Annotated in this window: 16 protein-coding genes and 1 pseudogene; all 17 read right to left on the bottom strand. The window is 41.5% G+C overall.

Features of this window, described 5'->3' with window-relative positions; translation table 11 throughout:
* Positions 1-531 precede the first annotated feature (531 nt).
* Positions 532-1401, bottom strand: a complete 870-nt coding sequence (locus CA598_RS28810) for a PhnE/PtxC family ABC transporter permease (protein WP_094878702.1) — start codon at positions 1399-1401, stop codon at positions 532-534.
* 1 nt (position 1402) lies between these two features.
* Positions 1403-2188: an ABC transporter permease subunit gene (locus tag CA598_RS28805; RefSeq protein WP_094878701.1), complete on the bottom strand. Its 786-nt coding sequence runs from the start codon at positions 2186-2188 to the stop codon at positions 1403-1405.
* Positions 2178-2966 (bottom strand): phosphonate ABC transporter ATP-binding protein, encoded by a 789-nt coding sequence (gene phnC / locus CA598_RS28800; RefSeq protein WP_094874579.1) that lies wholly within the window; start codon positions 2964-2966, stop codon positions 2178-2180. Before phnC ends, CA598_RS28805 begins: the two co-directional genes overlap by 11 nt.
* A gap of 41 nt (positions 2967-3007) precedes the next feature.
* The gene (locus tag CA598_RS28795) at positions 3008-4069 is read right to left on the bottom strand and encodes a PhnD/SsuA/transferrin family substrate-binding protein (RefSeq protein ID WP_256990693.1); all 1062 of its coding nucleotides are present in this window, start codon (positions 4067-4069) and stop codon (positions 3008-3010) included.
* A 93-nt stretch (positions 4070-4162) separates the two neighbouring features.
* Positions 4163-4891, bottom strand: a complete 729-nt coding sequence (locus CA598_RS28790; RefSeq protein WP_094878700.1) for a phosphonate C-P lyase system protein PhnL — start codon at positions 4889-4891, stop codon at positions 4163-4165.
* 17 nt (positions 4892-4908) lie between these two features.
* Positions 4909-6090, bottom strand: coding sequence for a phosphonate metabolism protein PhnM (phnM, locus tag CA598_RS28785; protein WP_094878699.1), 1182 nt, complete (start codon positions 6088-6090; stop codon positions 4909-4911).
* Between the two features lie 25 nt (positions 6091-6115).
* On the bottom strand, positions 6116-6970 hold the full coding sequence (locus CA598_RS28780) for an ATP-binding cassette domain-containing protein (RefSeq protein ID WP_094874582.1): 855 nt from the start codon (positions 6968-6970) through the stop codon (positions 6116-6118).
* Positions 6967-7836, bottom strand: coding sequence for an alpha-D-ribose 1-methylphosphonate 5-phosphate C-P-lyase PhnJ (locus tag CA598_RS28775; protein ID WP_094878698.1), 870 nt, complete (start codon positions 7834-7836; stop codon positions 6967-6969). Before CA598_RS28775 ends, CA598_RS28780 begins: the two co-directional genes overlap by 4 nt.
* Before the next feature lie 3 nt (positions 7837-7839).
* Positions 7840-8949 carry a carbon-phosphorus lyase complex subunit PhnI gene (locus tag CA598_RS28770; RefSeq protein ID WP_094878697.1) on the bottom strand — a complete coding sequence of 370 codons (1110 nt, stop codon included), beginning with the start codon at positions 8947-8949 and terminating at the stop codon, positions 7840-7842.
* 4 nt (positions 8950-8953) lie between these two features.
* Positions 8954-9544 carry a phosphonate C-P lyase system protein PhnH gene (gene phnH / locus CA598_RS28765; protein ID WP_094878696.1) on the bottom strand — a complete coding sequence of 197 codons (591 nt, stop codon included), beginning with the start codon at positions 9542-9544 and terminating at the stop codon, positions 8954-8956.
* A gap of 20 nt (positions 9545-9564) precedes the next feature.
* Complete coding sequence (phnG, locus tag CA598_RS28760; protein WP_094878695.1) at positions 9565-9996, bottom strand: phosphonate C-P lyase system protein PhnG; 432 nt, start codon at positions 9994-9996, stop codon at positions 9565-9567.
* A gap of 19 nt (positions 9997-10015) precedes the next feature.
* Positions 10016-10717 carry a GntR family transcriptional regulator gene (locus CA598_RS28755; RefSeq protein WP_094878694.1) on the bottom strand — a complete coding sequence of 234 codons (702 nt, stop codon included), beginning with the start codon at positions 10715-10717 and terminating at the stop codon, positions 10016-10018.
* Between the two features lie 5 nt (positions 10718-10722).
* Positions 10723-11583, bottom strand: coding sequence for a PHP domain-containing protein (locus CA598_RS28750; protein WP_094878693.1), 861 nt, complete (start codon positions 11581-11583; stop codon positions 10723-10725).
* Between the two features lie 169 nt (positions 11584-11752).
* Positions 11753-12358, bottom strand: a complete 606-nt coding sequence (locus CA598_RS28745; RefSeq protein WP_094878692.1) for a class I SAM-dependent methyltransferase — start codon at positions 12356-12358, stop codon at positions 11753-11755.
* A 52-nt stretch (positions 12359-12410) separates the two neighbouring features.
* A complete protein-coding gene (locus CA598_RS28740; RefSeq protein ID WP_094878691.1) occupies positions 12411-12887 on the bottom strand; it encodes a hypothetical protein in 477 nt (158 codons plus the stop codon).
* A 133-nt stretch (positions 12888-13020) separates the two neighbouring features.
* Positions 13021-13441: pseudogene (locus CA598_RS28735) on the bottom strand (GNAT family N-acetyltransferase).
* A 192-nt stretch (positions 13442-13633) separates the two neighbouring features.
* Positions 13634-14257 carry a DUF3885 domain-containing protein gene (locus CA598_RS28730; RefSeq protein WP_094878690.1) on the bottom strand — a complete coding sequence of 208 codons (624 nt, stop codon included), beginning with the start codon at positions 14255-14257 and terminating at the stop codon, positions 13634-13636.
* Between the last annotated feature and the right edge of the window lie 1114 nt (positions 14258-15371).

Raw genomic sequence — 15371 nt, 5'->3', positions numbered from 1 at the left:
GTGTCTTAACCCCTTGACCAACGGGCCTTAGCAAGGTTGTCTTAACGTGACAACAAAAATTATGATACCAGAAATATAAAGACATGGCAAGCATTTTTTTCATACCACTTCAGCCTGTTGCATTCTTCGATGCTTCAATCCTCTCTATAGCCCAATCACGTCTAATCCTTGCCTTGATCTCCTCATAATGTTCCCTGGAGTCGCTGTGTATCTCATGAACATAAAGAAGCTTCCTTCTAGGACCATGATCCTCGTAACGAACAAGTTCAATAGTATGATTCACGCAGCAAGCCCACCAAAGATCAGTCCCGCAAGACCGTTATAATAAGACATATCCCCTTGATGTGACTTTTGCATAGGTGATTAAACGTTCTATTTTCCTAATATCCATGTTCCTCACTCCCGCTAACTAACAAAAAAAGAGCCCTTATAGGCTCTAACTTGTGTGTTCTGTCAAACAGATTTATAACTTAACATACTATTTTGAACCAAAACAAATGCTTTTTCTTACAACTAGATTAAAAGAAAGCTTTACACTTTAACCTTCAATGTCTTCTTTAAACGGGTTGCGAGCAGCTCCATCAGAACGGCTAGGACTAAAATGAAATACGTTATAGCTCCAATCTCTCTCACATCATAGTAAAATGCACTCGCCATAAACATATCATATCCAATACCACCCGCTCCTGCCGCGGCTCCCATGGCTACTGCTACAGCGAAGTTAATCTCCAGTCGCATAAAGGTCCAAGAAATTAAGTATGTTATGGACGAAGGAATCACGGCTTGAAAGACAATCTGCCACCAGCCCGCTCCACTTGCTTTCAATGCCTCAATCACTCCGTTATCCAGCTCTTCAAATGATTCTGAGTACGCTTTTACTAGATAGCTAATGGAATGAAAGGTCATACCGATGACAGCTGCAACACTGCCCAGACCAGCGGCAACAGCGAAGATAAGTACCCATAGTACGGTAGGAACTGCGCGGATAAAAGCAACGACACTTCTTACGATGGTCGACAACAGTGGGGAGGATAAATTACGTGATGCTAATAGTCCCAGAAACAAAGCGATCACAGCGCCAAATAATGTTGTTAGAAATGCAAGTCCTAACGTGATTAGCACCTGGTATAACGCATGAATGAAATTGAAATGATTAATAGAAGGTGAAAAGAACATGGTTCGAAGTGTCTGCAGTGTCGAATCAATAGCTGCTCCGAAGTCCAAATCTTTATAATCAAAGGAGAAAAATCCATACACGGTTAGAAAAGCGAGCACGAGCAATGTCATTACAATCGCAAACGAGCCTTTGTTGAACGGCTTTCTCGGGATCAACTCATCTGGGGAGCGATCATTGTAGTGCTCTCGTTCATAGGGGGCTCGAACAGCTTCTTGAAGTTCCATACTACAAAATCACCCTCCTGACATAGTTGGAGACTGCTTCAATAATAAATATTACGGCTATAATTGCGATCACGACTAGAGAAGCAGAGCTGTAGTTTAAGCTTTTATAATATAAGCTGAATAAAAAGCCAACACCTGTCCCTGTTAATATCCCGATGAGTGTAGCCTGTCGAATATTTGTTTCTATCATAAATAGAATCCAACTAATGAGCTGCGGAATACTCGATGGAATCACCGAATGTACGATAATCGAGAAATAGCTGGCACCTGTCGCTCTTAAAGCTTCCACAGAGCTATTACTAACCTCATCAATAGATTCCATAAAAGCACGGGTTAGAAATCCAAAGGAGCCAAAGAAAAGGGCGAAATACCCTGTCATCACGCTCTGTCCAAAAGAAATCAGTAGGATCATCGACCATGCAGCGACATCAATATTCCGAAACAAGGAGGCGATCCAGCGGCTTAATAAACTAAACACGCCGCCTACACCAGTCGTAGTGGAGCCAAGTATAGCAAAAAAGAAAGCGAATATAGCCGCTACCGTTGTTGCAGCGATCGACACCAGCAAGGTCTCCATTAAGGAATCCAGAATATTAGGTAGCCGCGTCATTGCTTTTGCATTCGGATAAAAGTTGCTAACGGCCCACTCCGCCGCCTTCGGTATAGACGTAAAGCCCTTAACCATATCATATTGTGTAATGATGATTGCAGCCATCGTGATAAGAAAAAGCAATGCACAATAGAGTGACGTGTTTAAACGTTTACGAAGAAAGAACCTATCCTGCATACGTATCCCTTTCTTCCGTCATATATTCATCCAGCTCTGCTCCATAAATGGTTCTCAGCAGTTCATTTGTGATTTCAGATGGAGGGCCATCGTAAACAATCGATCCCTCGTTCACACCAATAATGCGGTCAGAAAACTTCATAGCTACATCTACCTGATGCAAATTAATAATTACAGTAATCCCCATATCAGAACAAATCCTCCGCAAATACTCCATAATTGTCTTGGAAGCATTTGGATCCAGCGATGCGATCGGCTCATCACAGAGAAGCAGCTTAGGATTCTGCACTAGTGCCCGTGCAATGCCGACACGTTGCTTTTGTCCTCCGCTCAATTGATCACAGCGCTTATGAACTTGCTCCTGCAGACCAAGAAGGTTCAAGATATGATAGGCCTGCTTCTTCTCTTCCTTTGAATAGAGACCAAGTATGCCTGCCATGGTCGACTTGTAACCCAGTCGGCCATGCAAGACATTCTCAATGACACTTAAACGATTTACGAGATTATAATGTTGAAAGATCATTCCGATTTGAGTTCGAAGCTTCTTTAACTCACTTTTTTTATAATTCATAATATTATCGGTTTCAAACATGATTTCTCCGCTGCTAGCATCGATCATACGGTTAATACAACGAAGGAGAGTGGATTTACCTGCTCCCGAAGGTCCAATAATGGACAGGAACTCTCCTTCTTTCACAGCGAAGTTGACATCAGATAACGCTCTTGTATCCTTGCTGTATTGTTTTGATACGTGCTTGAATTCCAATAACGTTGTCATAGTTAACTCCCTCGTTAGATCAATGTCTTCTTGCTGCCCAATTATTGCGTCAATTCTCTGATCGGATTGAACCATGCATCATCGACAGTTAAGAATTTTTCATTTCCTGATTTTTGCTTGAAAATGCCTGTTTCTTTCGAGTCTTTTGGAAGGAAAATCTTCGTATTCTTAGTCACAGCATCAGAGATAAATAACGCCTCAAGCTTCTTTTGATCTTCTGCGCTTACCGTTTCCGTATTAATTGTAATCGGTGAGTTCAATACCGCTGTTGTAGAAATTAACGAGAATTCCTTACCAATCAAGGTATTGAATGGCTCTGCAGCGCCTTCCTTCACTTTATAAACTGCACCTGGCTTACTGTCTGTTCCGGACTCCAGATCCACATAATTGGCTACACATGTATCACAAAATGCCGCAACGTCAGCTTTACCAGTCAGCAGGTTAACCGCGGAACCTTGGTGAGAGCCCCCATAAAGTACCTCACTAAAAAATTCATCCTTGCCGCCTTGTAAAAGATCATCGCTAGTAAGGCTTTTGTACTTATCCTGTGTACCAAAATAACCCAAGATACCCGCTACTGGAACTTTAAATCCTGAAGTAGAAGAGTTCGAGACAAATGAGAATTTCTTACCCACAATATTATCGATAGCAAATTTGTCACCAGTCTTGTAAGCTTCTTCCTCCCCTTTTTTCACGCTTAGCCAGCTGTAATACAAAGCATCATCGAGCGTCCCAGACTCCCCACTAGGTACCACCAGCGGAAGTACTTTATCGTTCTTGGCATGTGCTTCAACGTATCCTTGTGGTCCCATAAAAGACATATCCGCATTGCCATTTGCGATAGCTTCGATCGCGATTATATAGTCGGTTGTTGTTTGATTAATTACTTTTTTCCCTGTAGCATCGCCAATAAGTTTGGAAAATTCATCGCGAGTAGCTTGCAGATCCGCCCCTGATTCATTTGGATACCATACCATGGTGATTGTATCCTTTGATTTCGTTGTTGAATCTGCTGCTCCAGATGCCTCACTATCATTTGAACTGCAACCTGCTACCGTGATGAGTGATACTGTAAGAATTGTTGATAGTAACATCTTTTTCACTTGAATTTACCCCTCTCAAATCCTAAATTATCTTTCTTAATTCCATTGTATATCTGGAATATTTTCGTGATATATTCTTAATGTTTACTTTATTTAATTAATTTGTAATTTTTCGTTATTACTTGAGAGACTCATATGCCCACCCTCGATGTGATACTCTCGATTACAGAGATCATGCATAAATTCAAGATCATGAAAAATCCCCAGCATGGTCGTACCTTCCTTCATTAGCTGTTCAATCAATATCTTCACCTTAAGTTTAGAAGCTTGATCAAGGCTTGCTGTAGGCTCATCCAATAAGAGAAGTCTTGGCCGCTTCACCATCGCTCTAGCAATATTCAAACGAAGCTTTTCACCACCAGAAAATGTAGCTGGATAGCTGTCCCATAAGCTGCGATCCAGTTCAAAGTGCTCCAGCATACGTACGGTTTCTGCTTCAGCGATCTCCTGCTCAAGTCCCATTTCCATGATCGCTTCACGAACAAGCTCTCTTGCTGTTGTCCGCGGCATCACATTCAAAAATTGCGAGACATAACCTATCTCAAATTTTCGCAATTCAATGATCATTCGCTCAGAAGCCGTTGTCAGATCAATGACGCCATATTTCGACGAATGGTACCATATGTTGCCCGTATGAGGCAGATATGTACGGTAGATACATTTCAGAATCGTCGACTTGCCGCTTCCGCTCTTGCCAGTAATCCCAACAAACTCTCCTGCTTGTAAATGCAAGTTCACATCCTGTGCAGCCGGAATATGTTTATTCAGATTATGCAATGTAAATGATTTGGAAAGATGTTTGATCGATAACAGATGATCCACGTCATCACCACCTTGGATTAAATTCTGTAATTCGTTTTCTGAATCAGCCTGCCATCTACAATTACACCTGTAACTACTGGGAAGTGATCTGGCTCCAGTCGTTCGATAATCAGTAAATCGGCTTTTTTGCCTATCGTTATGGAGCCGTAATCCTCTGCGATATTCACCGCTTGAGCTGGATGCAAGGTTACGAGCTTAAACATCTCTACTAAATCCAGTGGAAAAGAGCCTGCGAGTTGGAACACAGCATGGAGCATAGAAGCTGGATAATAGTCACTACATAGAATATCGATGCAACCATCCTGCACGGCTTCCGTTGCAGATAAATTACCGGTATGTGAGCCGCCAAGGATGACGTTCGGCGCACCTGCTACCGTGAATAACCCCATTTCTTTAGCCTTGCGAGCAATCTCCAACGTGATGGGAAACTCACTGATCGCCGTCCCGAAGCTCTTCACAAGATCTAACTTTTCCAGTGAATCATCATCATGCGAGGCGATTGCTATGTTTCTCGCACTTGCGAGCTCTGCAATTTCCCGAATCACATCAACAGTCATTTTCTCCTTCGTCTGATGATTCTCGATCAGTACCGCAATCCGATCATCTGATAACGTATCGTAGCCAAGAACCGTTGTCTTGTACACTTCCAGATCACGATATTGACCTTGACCAGGAGTATGATCCATGAAGGAAACAAGATGCACTTTTTCTTCTTCAATGTAGCTTTTCAAATTATCAACTTGGTCGATATTATCAATCTCAAAACGAGCATGGAACCGATGACGAACCAAGTGCTTACGGGTATGTGTGCTATCAATTAAATCAATCAGCTTGCGTACATTTTCCGGCTCTCGAATTGGGCGATATTTGTAATCGGCAGATTTAAATATCGACAAGGAATGGTACATTGTCGTAATCCCATGGCCGATGAGTTCTTTTTCTGTCTCCCGTAGCCCAATCTGGAAATCTATCAGTGAAGTAGGTCTAGGTGCTGTCATATGTTCGATATAATCGGAATGAATGTCGATCATGCCAGGTGTTATATAACCTCCGTTTGCATCGACAACTTCCATATCCACATCTGGTGTCACCTCTCCGCGAGGGATAATCTGAGCAATCCGATCTTCATGGATGAGCAAATCATAATCAACTAGTAGGGCTTCATCCGTAATAATTGTTCCGTTTGTTATTAATAACATCAGATGACCTCCTCCTGAGAAATCTCTATAATAATGAATGGACAAGCTGTTGCGTATAGGCGTGCTGCGGATCTTCAAGTATTTGATCCGTTAAGCCTTGTTCCACGATTCTGCCATCTAACATCACCATCGTTCGATCTGCTAGCATACGGATAACACCAAGATCATGCGATACGAGAAGTATGCTGATCTTCAGTTCACGCTGCAGATGCTTTATCAAGTCCAGCACATTCGCTTGGACAGATAAATCCAGTCCCGTTGTTACTTCATCTAACAGCAGAATGGGAGGATTATTGGATAGTGCCTTGGCGATTTGTACCCGCTGCTGCATACCTCCGGAGAAATTCTTGGGTGCTTCCTTCATCCTTGCAAGGGGAATATGAACACGTTCCAGCAGCTCGCCACCACGATTCTCCATCATCGCAACGTTGCGATTGCCCGCTGCAATCATCTTCTCGGCAATATTGCCGATAGACGAGAACTTCATCCGAAGCCCTAGTACGGGATTCTGATAGACTTTTCCCATCAGATGATTACGTATAAATTTCTTCTGCTGAGAGGACTCCATGAAAATATTTCGCAGCCCCTCCTTATATTGTTGAATCTGCCCTTCGCCTGATGTAACCTCTTCATCGAAGTATAAACAACGCATCAATGTCGACTTTCCACTTCCACTCTCCCCTACAATCCCTAACACTTCTCCAGGGTATAAATCGAAGGAAATATCCTGACAGCCATACACCGTGCCACAAGTGCGGCAGAAGTTTTTTTCCAATTGACGATGCTCCGGTTGACTGCACTGCTTACAGCCTGGGCCAAATTGCTTATTGAGATGCTTCACGGTCATGATAGGTTTATCTTGCTGACGCTGAGCAATCATGAGATCACCTCTTTTAACACTTTGTTCTCAACCTGCTGATTCAAGCGATCTAGGCAGTAGCTCGTATCATTGCATTGATAGTAGGTTTCGTCCGCTTCCTGGTCATACAGCTCATCCATGAATGTATCCTCGGCTCCGCATATTTTGCAGCTATGCCCATTGAACGTCTCAGGCTCAAACGGAACATCGTCAAAAGCCATCGAAACCACCTTTGTATAGGGTGGGACTGCATAAATCTTCTTCTCACGACCTGCTCCAAGCAGGATCAGCGCATCCGAATAATGCAGCTTCGAATTATCGAATTTAGGAATGGGACTTGGTGCCATGACATAACGATCTTGCACGCTAACGGGATGATCTGCACCTGTAGAAACGGACCGGTACTTCATAATTTGCTCGAACAACATTAACCAAGCACCGCTGTAGTCATTCTCCCCATGCAGACGCTTCGTCTTTAGCTCACTGGATTCATACATCCGCAGCGGCTCCGGCATCGGAACCTGAAGCACCAGAATTTGATTTGATTTGAGGGGAATCTCTGGAATACGATGGCGAGATTGAATGAGTGTAGCTGCTTCTGTATCCTCTACGGATGGGACTCCTGTCGTTCGGTCGATCAGCTTCTTGATACTAACGGCATTCACAGATTCATCCGAGCCTTGGTCAATAACCTTCAGAACATCGTTTTTTCCAATTAACGACAGTGTGAGCTGCAATCCTCCCGTTCCCCAACCCCGACCGACAGGCAGCTCCCGCGAAGCAAACGGCACCTGGTATCCAGGAATCGCTATAGCTTTTAATGTCGCTCTACGAATTTCGCGCTTTGACCCTTCATCAAGAAATGCAAAGTTATATTGGATTCGCATGGCCTATCCCTCCCTACGCGTCTTGCGCACATCGTTCAGCTTTGCCTGGAATGTAACATAGTGCGGCATTTTCAAATGCGAGATAAAGCCCGTTGATTCTACAGAATCGATATGAAATAGAACGAACTCCTCGTTCTGCGTTGGTATGGTTTTATCACCTTGCTCAAGACTTTTGTCCAAGATGCTCATCGCGATCGCTTTCGTTTCATTCTGTCCATAACACAATCCATAGCCGAACTCTAAGTTTAATTCCTTCTTCCCGTTTTCCCGTTCGACCATGGCAGGAACAAGCATCTCCACTTCTGTCACCTTGATATCCCCGATAAAATAACTATCACCCTCATTATCTGAAGGATACAGCGGGCTATCGATGTATACCGGAAGCAACCCAACGCGGAGCTCTCCGACAGTGGGATGCACCATACCGTAGCCTCGAATGACAGCATAAGCAAGTGACGTAAGAGCCCCTGTCTGCCCACGGGTCAAGATTTGGAGCTTCTCACTGCGGCTTGCAGGAAATGTTAAGCTCGTTCGGGTAACATCGTCTGGTTCACTGAAGTCGGTGGGACAGTCAGCAATCAGACCTTCTTGGCGCAGGTAATCCAGCACTTTCGGGACAGAACCGGCTTGTGAAGTGATTTCCTGCTCGTCGCCAATCACCTGATCTTGGTTGAATTCCTGGAGCCAATGTTCAACCGTTATCTCCGTCTCATCCATCAGGTCAAAATCCAATAAGCGATGAGAGTAATCTGTAGATGCGCCTAAAATCTGCCCGCCAGGGATATCCTTAAACGAAGCCGAAATTCGTCTTTCGACACGCATCTCATCTGAACTTACGTCTTTTGAATAATGCTTACGAGGCAAGGTCGAGCGATAGGCTCGCAGTAGGAAAACAGCTTCCTCCGGGCTACCTTCCGCTTGCTTAATGGCAAGCGCTGCAAGCTCCTCGCTATATAAGCTACTCTCCGACATCACTTGGTCAACAAGACCACGCATGCCTGCTTTTATGGCTTCAACCTTTAGTACCTTGCCACTACGTAATCGCTCATACTGCAGTCGTAGTAACGATTGTTCAATGGCCTCCGTACCACCTTTCACTGCTACGTAACCCATATGGCTATACCTCCTCTTTCACGACCTGTGTCGTTCTTGGTAAGGCAAGAACTCTATGGTCTACATCTGTAAACAGAAGATCTACACCTAACGGAAACTCACTGTTACGATCAGCACGAAGTTCAACCCAATCTTCTCTCATATTCATAGCTATGGAAGCTGTAGTCAGGATTCCAGGACCTGATAGACGCAATGTTGTACCACCGAATAAATCCTCTACTTCAACAATGATCGTGGCTGCCGCATGAGGATCAATCAACTCACCGACTTTCGCCGCTTGTATCGTTTCAAGCCAGGCACCAGAAACAGCATCCTCCAGCACAAAAATATAATCTGCCGCTTCAATGGCCGCTTCCCTTGCATAGGTCATTTGGCTAAATAAGCTAGTTATCTCTGCTGCTCGCGAAGAAACAATGCTGAAGGTAACTTCTGTATCTAGCAAGGTGCGGGCGATCAATTGAGTACTGGGAAACACGCCTTGATTATCCAGCTTCTCAGCCTCTTCCGAGAGATCTGTGATCGTACCTGGTCTTGACATGCTGTGAACTAATTTGCGGTATACTGATTGAATATCATGAACCATATCGAGCATCATATATGTTCTCCCTTCGGATCTCATTCTGAGTCGGTGTCCATCGTCTCAAAATCTACTTTCGTTCGCATTACTTTAGCGTGTTCTGCTAGATAGGCTTGTTCAAGAAGGGCATGTTCCATATATAGCTTGGCAGACCATGCCGCTGTCTCCACTAATTCAGCCGCATAAGCCGCGTCAATTACAGCAAGGTCATACGATTTTTCAGGCTCGTCACCCTTAATAAGTCCTACGCCCATTTTCCCGGCAATCTGGACCTTACACTCCGTAACTAGCACCTCACCCAAATAAAACAGGCTTTTCTTAGCTGTTTCTCTGACCTTTACCATTACTAGACCATGATTAGGTTCCTCTATTAGGTCAATTTCGTAACGGCCTTTGATCTCATCAGCCAGAACAGTTGCTAGATTAGATGAGCTATTAATTAATGTTTCAGTTCGTTGTCTACGGTTCATTTACGTACCTCCTTCTTTGCTACAGCTCATACGTGAACATATCTCCGCGATACATAATTCTGCTGCATTCAATCATCCGGCCCGTTTCCTTATCCCTGCACTCTGAATTCAGGACTAGCAAGGGAATCAAGCTAGAGCAGGCTAGAAGCTCACGTTCATACTTGATCGGATATGTGATACTTAATATGGATTCTGATAATTGGAAATCTGTATATCCATGTCGTTCATAAAATTCGAACATGGAAGATATCTCCCGACCTACATGTTCAATGTTCGGAAATAGCGATTCCGCCACATAAGAGATATGAAGCGCGACGGGGCAACCATCGATCTTGCGCAATCGCCCTATTTTGAATACACGATCTCCATCACCAATGCCAAGTGTTGCTTCGATCTTATGATTCGACTCCATAGGTTCACAGAATATGTTCATGGATTCATAATTGAATCCGAGCTCGATCATCTTCTTACTGAAGCTTTTGCCACCTGAGAGAGCGAGGGGAATGCGCAGTTTTCTATCCCGAACAAAACTTCCCTTCCCCTGCATGGAATAAATAAGCCCCAGCTCCTGCAATCGTTCGTACGCTTTCCGAGCAGTCATACGTGGAACCTTGAACTGTTCTGCAAGTTCATGCTCAGATGGCAATTTATCGCCAGACACATACTCGTCTGATTGAATTGAAGCTACCAAATAATCAACAATATCCATTTCCTCAGACATTCTGATCACCCCCACAGCAGTAAGGACTTGCGTTCCTTCAGTGCAATCACAACTGCAGCGTCAGGACTTTTACTGCCAAGTGTGATAGGATTTTCACCATAGAAGCCATGAAAATCTGTCCCTCCGGTCATGATCAGGTTATATTTCAATGCCAGTGCCTGTGCCTGAAGCTCATCTTCCTCTCCATGCAGTGGATGCCATACCTCAATCCCTTGTAAACCAGCCTGCACAAGCTCATCTACAGCTTCAAAGCTCTGATATTGACCCGGATGCGCTAGTACAGGAACACCACCTGCCTGAATAATGGTTCGAACTGCATCTCTCGCATCGACATATTCTGTTGGAATATAGGCAATGCCAGGCTGCTCCCCTCGCTGCCCTCGTGAGAAAAGCTTTTTATATAAGTCGCCATAAATCCGATCCGTATATCCTTGATCAATCAGCGCATGCATAATATGCTGCTTATACACTCCCGTTCCACCCGCGGCATAGCTCAGCACATCCTCCCAGCAGATGTTATACCCTGCTTCGATTAACCGTTCAGTTGCCAAACGACAGCCTTCATGACGCCGTAAAAGTAAAGGTCTACATAGAACATCAATAGCTTCGTGATCCTGTTCAATAAAATAGCCAAGAATATGAACTCGACGTTGACGTTCAGCATCATAGCCTGATATTTCAATACCTGGGATAAATTCGATGCCATGTGCTCTGCACATCTCGTCCATCTCAGCTAGTCCCTGTGTTGTATCATGGTTGGTAACAGCCAGATGTCCAATTCCCTCTTGAACAGCAAGCTCCAGCAGCTCTGCAAAATGAAGTGAACCATCCGACATTCTCGTGTGACAGTGCAGCTCAACTTTCATAGCTTCCTCCTTCAATTTACTTCTTGAGCCCATTCTAACTTGACGCCAAGTAGCAAGGGTCATGGCAGTGTAAGCGGGACGTTAAGAATTGTAATCATTTAGACATAAAAAAGAGCAAGCCCAGGATGATACTCTGGACTTGCTCTACTCTTCATTTATTACCAACCAGCTATTTTTTATATATGTAATCAATAAATCCTTGGCGTATCCATTCACCTCCGAACTTTCTTTCCAGCACTCGATCTTCCTTGTATATTAATTGCATGTCATCAAACATAGAATCTGCCTCATGATAATCATAATAAGAGTGTATTACTAATTCATCATCTTCCATTTGTTCATACTGATGTTCTCCTAAATCAACGCCATCACCCACTCGAAAATCTTTAAGGGTAAGAAAATTAACAAATAATAATCCCCCTGGTTTTAGCACCCGTTTCATTTCATTTATCGCTTCTTTTACATCTGTTTTTCTCATATGAAAAATAGAGTTATAAGAATATACAAAACTTATTGACTCATCGTTTATTGCCAACTCTCTCATATCTCCTTGTTGTATGTTTAAAGTCTGTCCTCTTTCTGCTGCGAACTGATTCGCTCTTTTGAGTTGTCCGACATTCATCTCTATTCCATATGTAGCGTATCCATAATTTACAAACAAACTTAGTGGAGGAGTTTCCCCTCCTGCCCCACAATCTAATATAGTCTTTTTCATGCCACTTTCATTACATAATGCCAAAAATCTGTACAAGGGTATTTGTTTAAAAAGCTCCATGTCTTTCTGCTCCTTTGAATATTGATATTTAAGGTACTTCATTAAAAAAAATTCAAAATTCCGGACACCAAATCGCAATATTATCACCTGGTACAGCGATCACATCCCAATGCTCTGAAGTATTTGAATTACTCCAGACTCCTAACTGCCAGCTCTCATAACGATCATGGTGTCCATACACAAAAAGCACTTCTCCGGATTCAAATTGAATGATTAGGTGTGGAATGTCCTCCCCTAATCTGACATCTGTAATCCGTTTTAATCTTAATTCACAAAGTCTTTTTGCTCCTTCAATCCAATCCAATTTAGGTAGTTCATCTTCATGACATGGTATCTTTTCCGGGAAAGATCTATAAATTTCAAATCGGTTTTCAATATTCAAATATATTTGACCGTCAATTCTATTAGTGTTGGTTTCAGATTCAGATATTAAAATTTGCGTACCATAGAACTTTAGTCCTTCTATTTGAGAACCCAGACAAAGGTATTTCAATGTTTCTTCTGCTTTTTGTTTATGTGATTTGTTCATATTATCTCTCTTTTCTTAATCTACCTATATCGTTTGTACATTCCTAACGTCAAAGACACTTTAAATTGTTCAGTACTGGATCGTCAGTCTAAATCAATTTGAAATGGAGCGTAAGCGAGGATGCCAGAATGTCTTAATTTAGATCCTTCTTATAGTAAAAGTGTTTACTTCCAAGCGGAGCATCTTCGATAGTTGCAATTAATTCGTATCCATACTTCTTATAAAATTCGGGCGCTTGAAAACTGAATGTATCTAATTTGATAAGAGTACATTTCTTTGCTCTGGGAACTTTCTCTGCTTCTTCCAATAATCTTTTCCCATAACCTTGACTACGATAGTTATCAACCACCCACAAAATACTAATTTCCATCCAATTCCAACATATCGCTCTATTGATACCGGCAACAATATCTCCGTTATCATCCTTCAAGCATAAATTTATCTCCTCAATAAATGCGATTCGGTACTTGTTTAGAGTTAAATTCAATAAGTTTTTTTCTGACGTAATCTGTTTCTTCATTTGTGCTATAAAGTAACTTAGGATTAATCGACATAAGTTTCTCCTTGGTTTAACTCTATACATTGTATTAATTTCGTCTAACGTTTCTGAGTAATTAAACTCTATTCTATTTTCCAAACTATTTAATTGTAATTCAAGGTGACTCATAGGTCTTATTAGACCTTATAGGTAATTGATCCGTCCAGATATTCCTCAACACACTGAACATATGGTGTTAACCAAATGATTATACTTCCTTGAATAAATTATCAAAATACTCTCTATGATAATTCACTATCCAATCATTATATTTAAAATAAAGAGGTCTTAATTGATCTTTAGAACTGGTATGAATGATACATCCTCTATCATCATACATATAAAAAATAATATCCTTATCTTTACTAATAAAATATACACTTTGACCTATTGAAGGTTCTCTCCCTTGCTCATAGTGACTAATACCTTCAAGTATTTCTATGTATGGAAAAGTAGAGACTAACCCCGCAGATACTTTAACCTGATATTCATGTTTAATTTCTAATCTTTTCCCCTCATCATCCTCATCTTCATCTACTTCGAATAATGTTCTCTCTTCAATTATCTGTCCATTCATAAGCTTGTAAATATATTTAGATGTTGTATTTCCAAACATAGGATCATTTTGGTCACCCCAATCTTTGATCAGGACATAAATAAAATCATTTTGATTAAATGTTTCTTCAAATATTTTTACCACTCTTTTGTTTACTTGTTTAATTCTTCGTTTTGATCCATTTCGGAATGGTTCACCTAACTCAAATCTAATATGTATATCACTCTCAAAATCAGGAAAATTATTATCAATATATTCAAAAATTTCTTGTATCATTTGGCCTCCGGTATTTCTTCTCTATTCTCATTGCAACAGTTGCAAGCGACACTCTCACAATTGTTTTTTTGAGAGCTCTATTAGTGCATTTTTTGCAGTATCACTTACATTTTAATTTTGGTGATTTTCAAACAAAATAAAAACCGGGATATATTCTTTATTAAAAGTATTACTCAATGCATATAATGCATCTGCAAGAAGTTCAAATTCTATTTCTTCTATATGATCGGCTAAATAATCCAACTTATTTTTTGAGTAGTCATTTAGTAATTGTAGAATAAAAAATTATCAAAGCTGTTTAATGATTATCTCCAATTGCAAATAATATTTCGGTCCCTTGCTTCAGGTATTGCAAACCGAATAGCCGTTAGCTTCCACAGCGTGAATGCTGTGTTATTAGAAGAATTCGCTGAAAAACACAAAATCACTTCATTGAATCTCCGCAATCCCATAGCTTTATTGCTGGGTTCCAGTTTGAAATCTCTCCATATGATAAGATCCTCTTCTTTCTCAATAAATACCGATATACAGCTACACTCTTCATCTCCACACCAAGGGCAGACTAATATGGGGTATCTATAATATAAATATTCATGCGTTTGGTTTAATAAAAAATAGTTAATTATTTTTCTTTGATGCTCTTCACTGCCCCACCCGAGGGACGGAACCAAATCATGCCTTTTCAGCATTTGATAAAGAGACCTGCCATCAATTATTATGTCAGCAAATTTGGTGTTTTTATTTCCTGCTTGATCCGGATCAAAACTATCATATCTACTTGAAGGTTTAGTTTATAATTGATTTATAGTTTTCATGTTCCCACCATTATGAATGCTGAGTTAGCCGATGTATCTGACTTCTTGAGACTGATTCAGTAAACATTCGCCTTTCTCACTCTATTCACCTTCCAAAATATAGAATATGATCATTGATAATTCAGATTAAAAAAGACAAATCACTACTTAAAGTGATCTGCCCCAGGTACTTCCTCAATTCCAGATAATTCGTATTTAGCCACCGCAAAATAATTTCACACAACAAAAAAGAGCCCCCAAAATGGAAGCTCTTCTTATGTAGTTCAGAACGGAGAGAGTGGGATTCGAACCCACGCACC

Origin of the sequence: Paenibacillus sp. VTT E-133291 (assembly GCF_002264395.1) — a bacterium.
Lineage (GTDB): Bacteria > Bacillota > Bacilli > Paenibacillales > Paenibacillaceae > Paenibacillus_AQ > Paenibacillus_AQ nitricinens.
This window is presented reverse-complemented; position numbering and strand designations above follow the sequence as displayed.

Coding starts and splice junctions, on each gene's coding strand:
- CA598_RS28810 (WP_094878702.1), bottom strand. CDS start 1,401: ATGGAACTTCAAGAAGCTGTTCGAGCCCCCTATGAACGAGAGCACTAC.
- CA598_RS28805 (WP_094878701.1), bottom strand. CDS start 2,188: ATGCAGGATAGGTTCTTTCTTCGTAAACGTTTAAACACGTCACTCTAT.
- phnC (WP_094874579.1), bottom strand. CDS start 2,966: ATGACAACGTTATTGGAATTCAAGCACGTATCAAAACAATACAGCAAG.
- phnM (WP_094878699.1), bottom strand. CDS start 6,090: ATGTTATTAATAACAAACGGAACAATTATTACGGATGAAGCCCTACTA.
- CA598_RS28780 (WP_094874582.1), bottom strand. CDS start 6,970: ATGATTGCTCAGCGTCAGCAAGATAAACCTATCATGACCGTGAAGCAT.
- CA598_RS28775 (WP_094878698.1), bottom strand. CDS start 7,836: ATGCGAATCCAATATAACTTTGCATTTCTTGATGAAGGGTCAAAGCGC.
- CA598_RS28770 (WP_094878697.1), bottom strand. CDS start 8,949: ATGGGTTACGTAGCAGTGAAAGGTGGTACGGAGGCCATTGAACAATCG.
- phnH (WP_094878696.1), bottom strand. CDS start 9,544: ATGATGCTCGATATGGTTCATGATATTCAATCAGTATACCGCAAATTA.
- phnG (WP_094878695.1), bottom strand. CDS start 9,996: ATGAACCGTAGACAACGAACTGAAACATTAATTAATAGCTCATCTAAT.
- CA598_RS28755 (WP_094878694.1), bottom strand. CDS start 10,717: ATGTCTGAGGAAATGGATATTGTTGATTATTTGGTAGCTTCAATTCAA.
- CA598_RS28750 (WP_094878693.1), bottom strand. CDS start 11,583: ATGAAAGTTGAGCTGCACTGTCACACGAGAATGTCGGATGGTTCACTT.
- CA598_RS28745 (WP_094878692.1), bottom strand. CDS start 12,358: ATGGAGCTTTTTAAACAAATACCCTTGTACAGATTTTTGGCATTATGT.
- CA598_RS28740 (WP_094878691.1), bottom strand. CDS start 12,887: ATGAACAAATCACATAAACAAAAAGCAGAAGAAACATTGAAATACCTT.
- CA598_RS28730 (WP_094878690.1), bottom strand. CDS start 14,257: ATGATACAAGAAATTTTTGAATATATTGATAATAATTTTCCTGATTTT.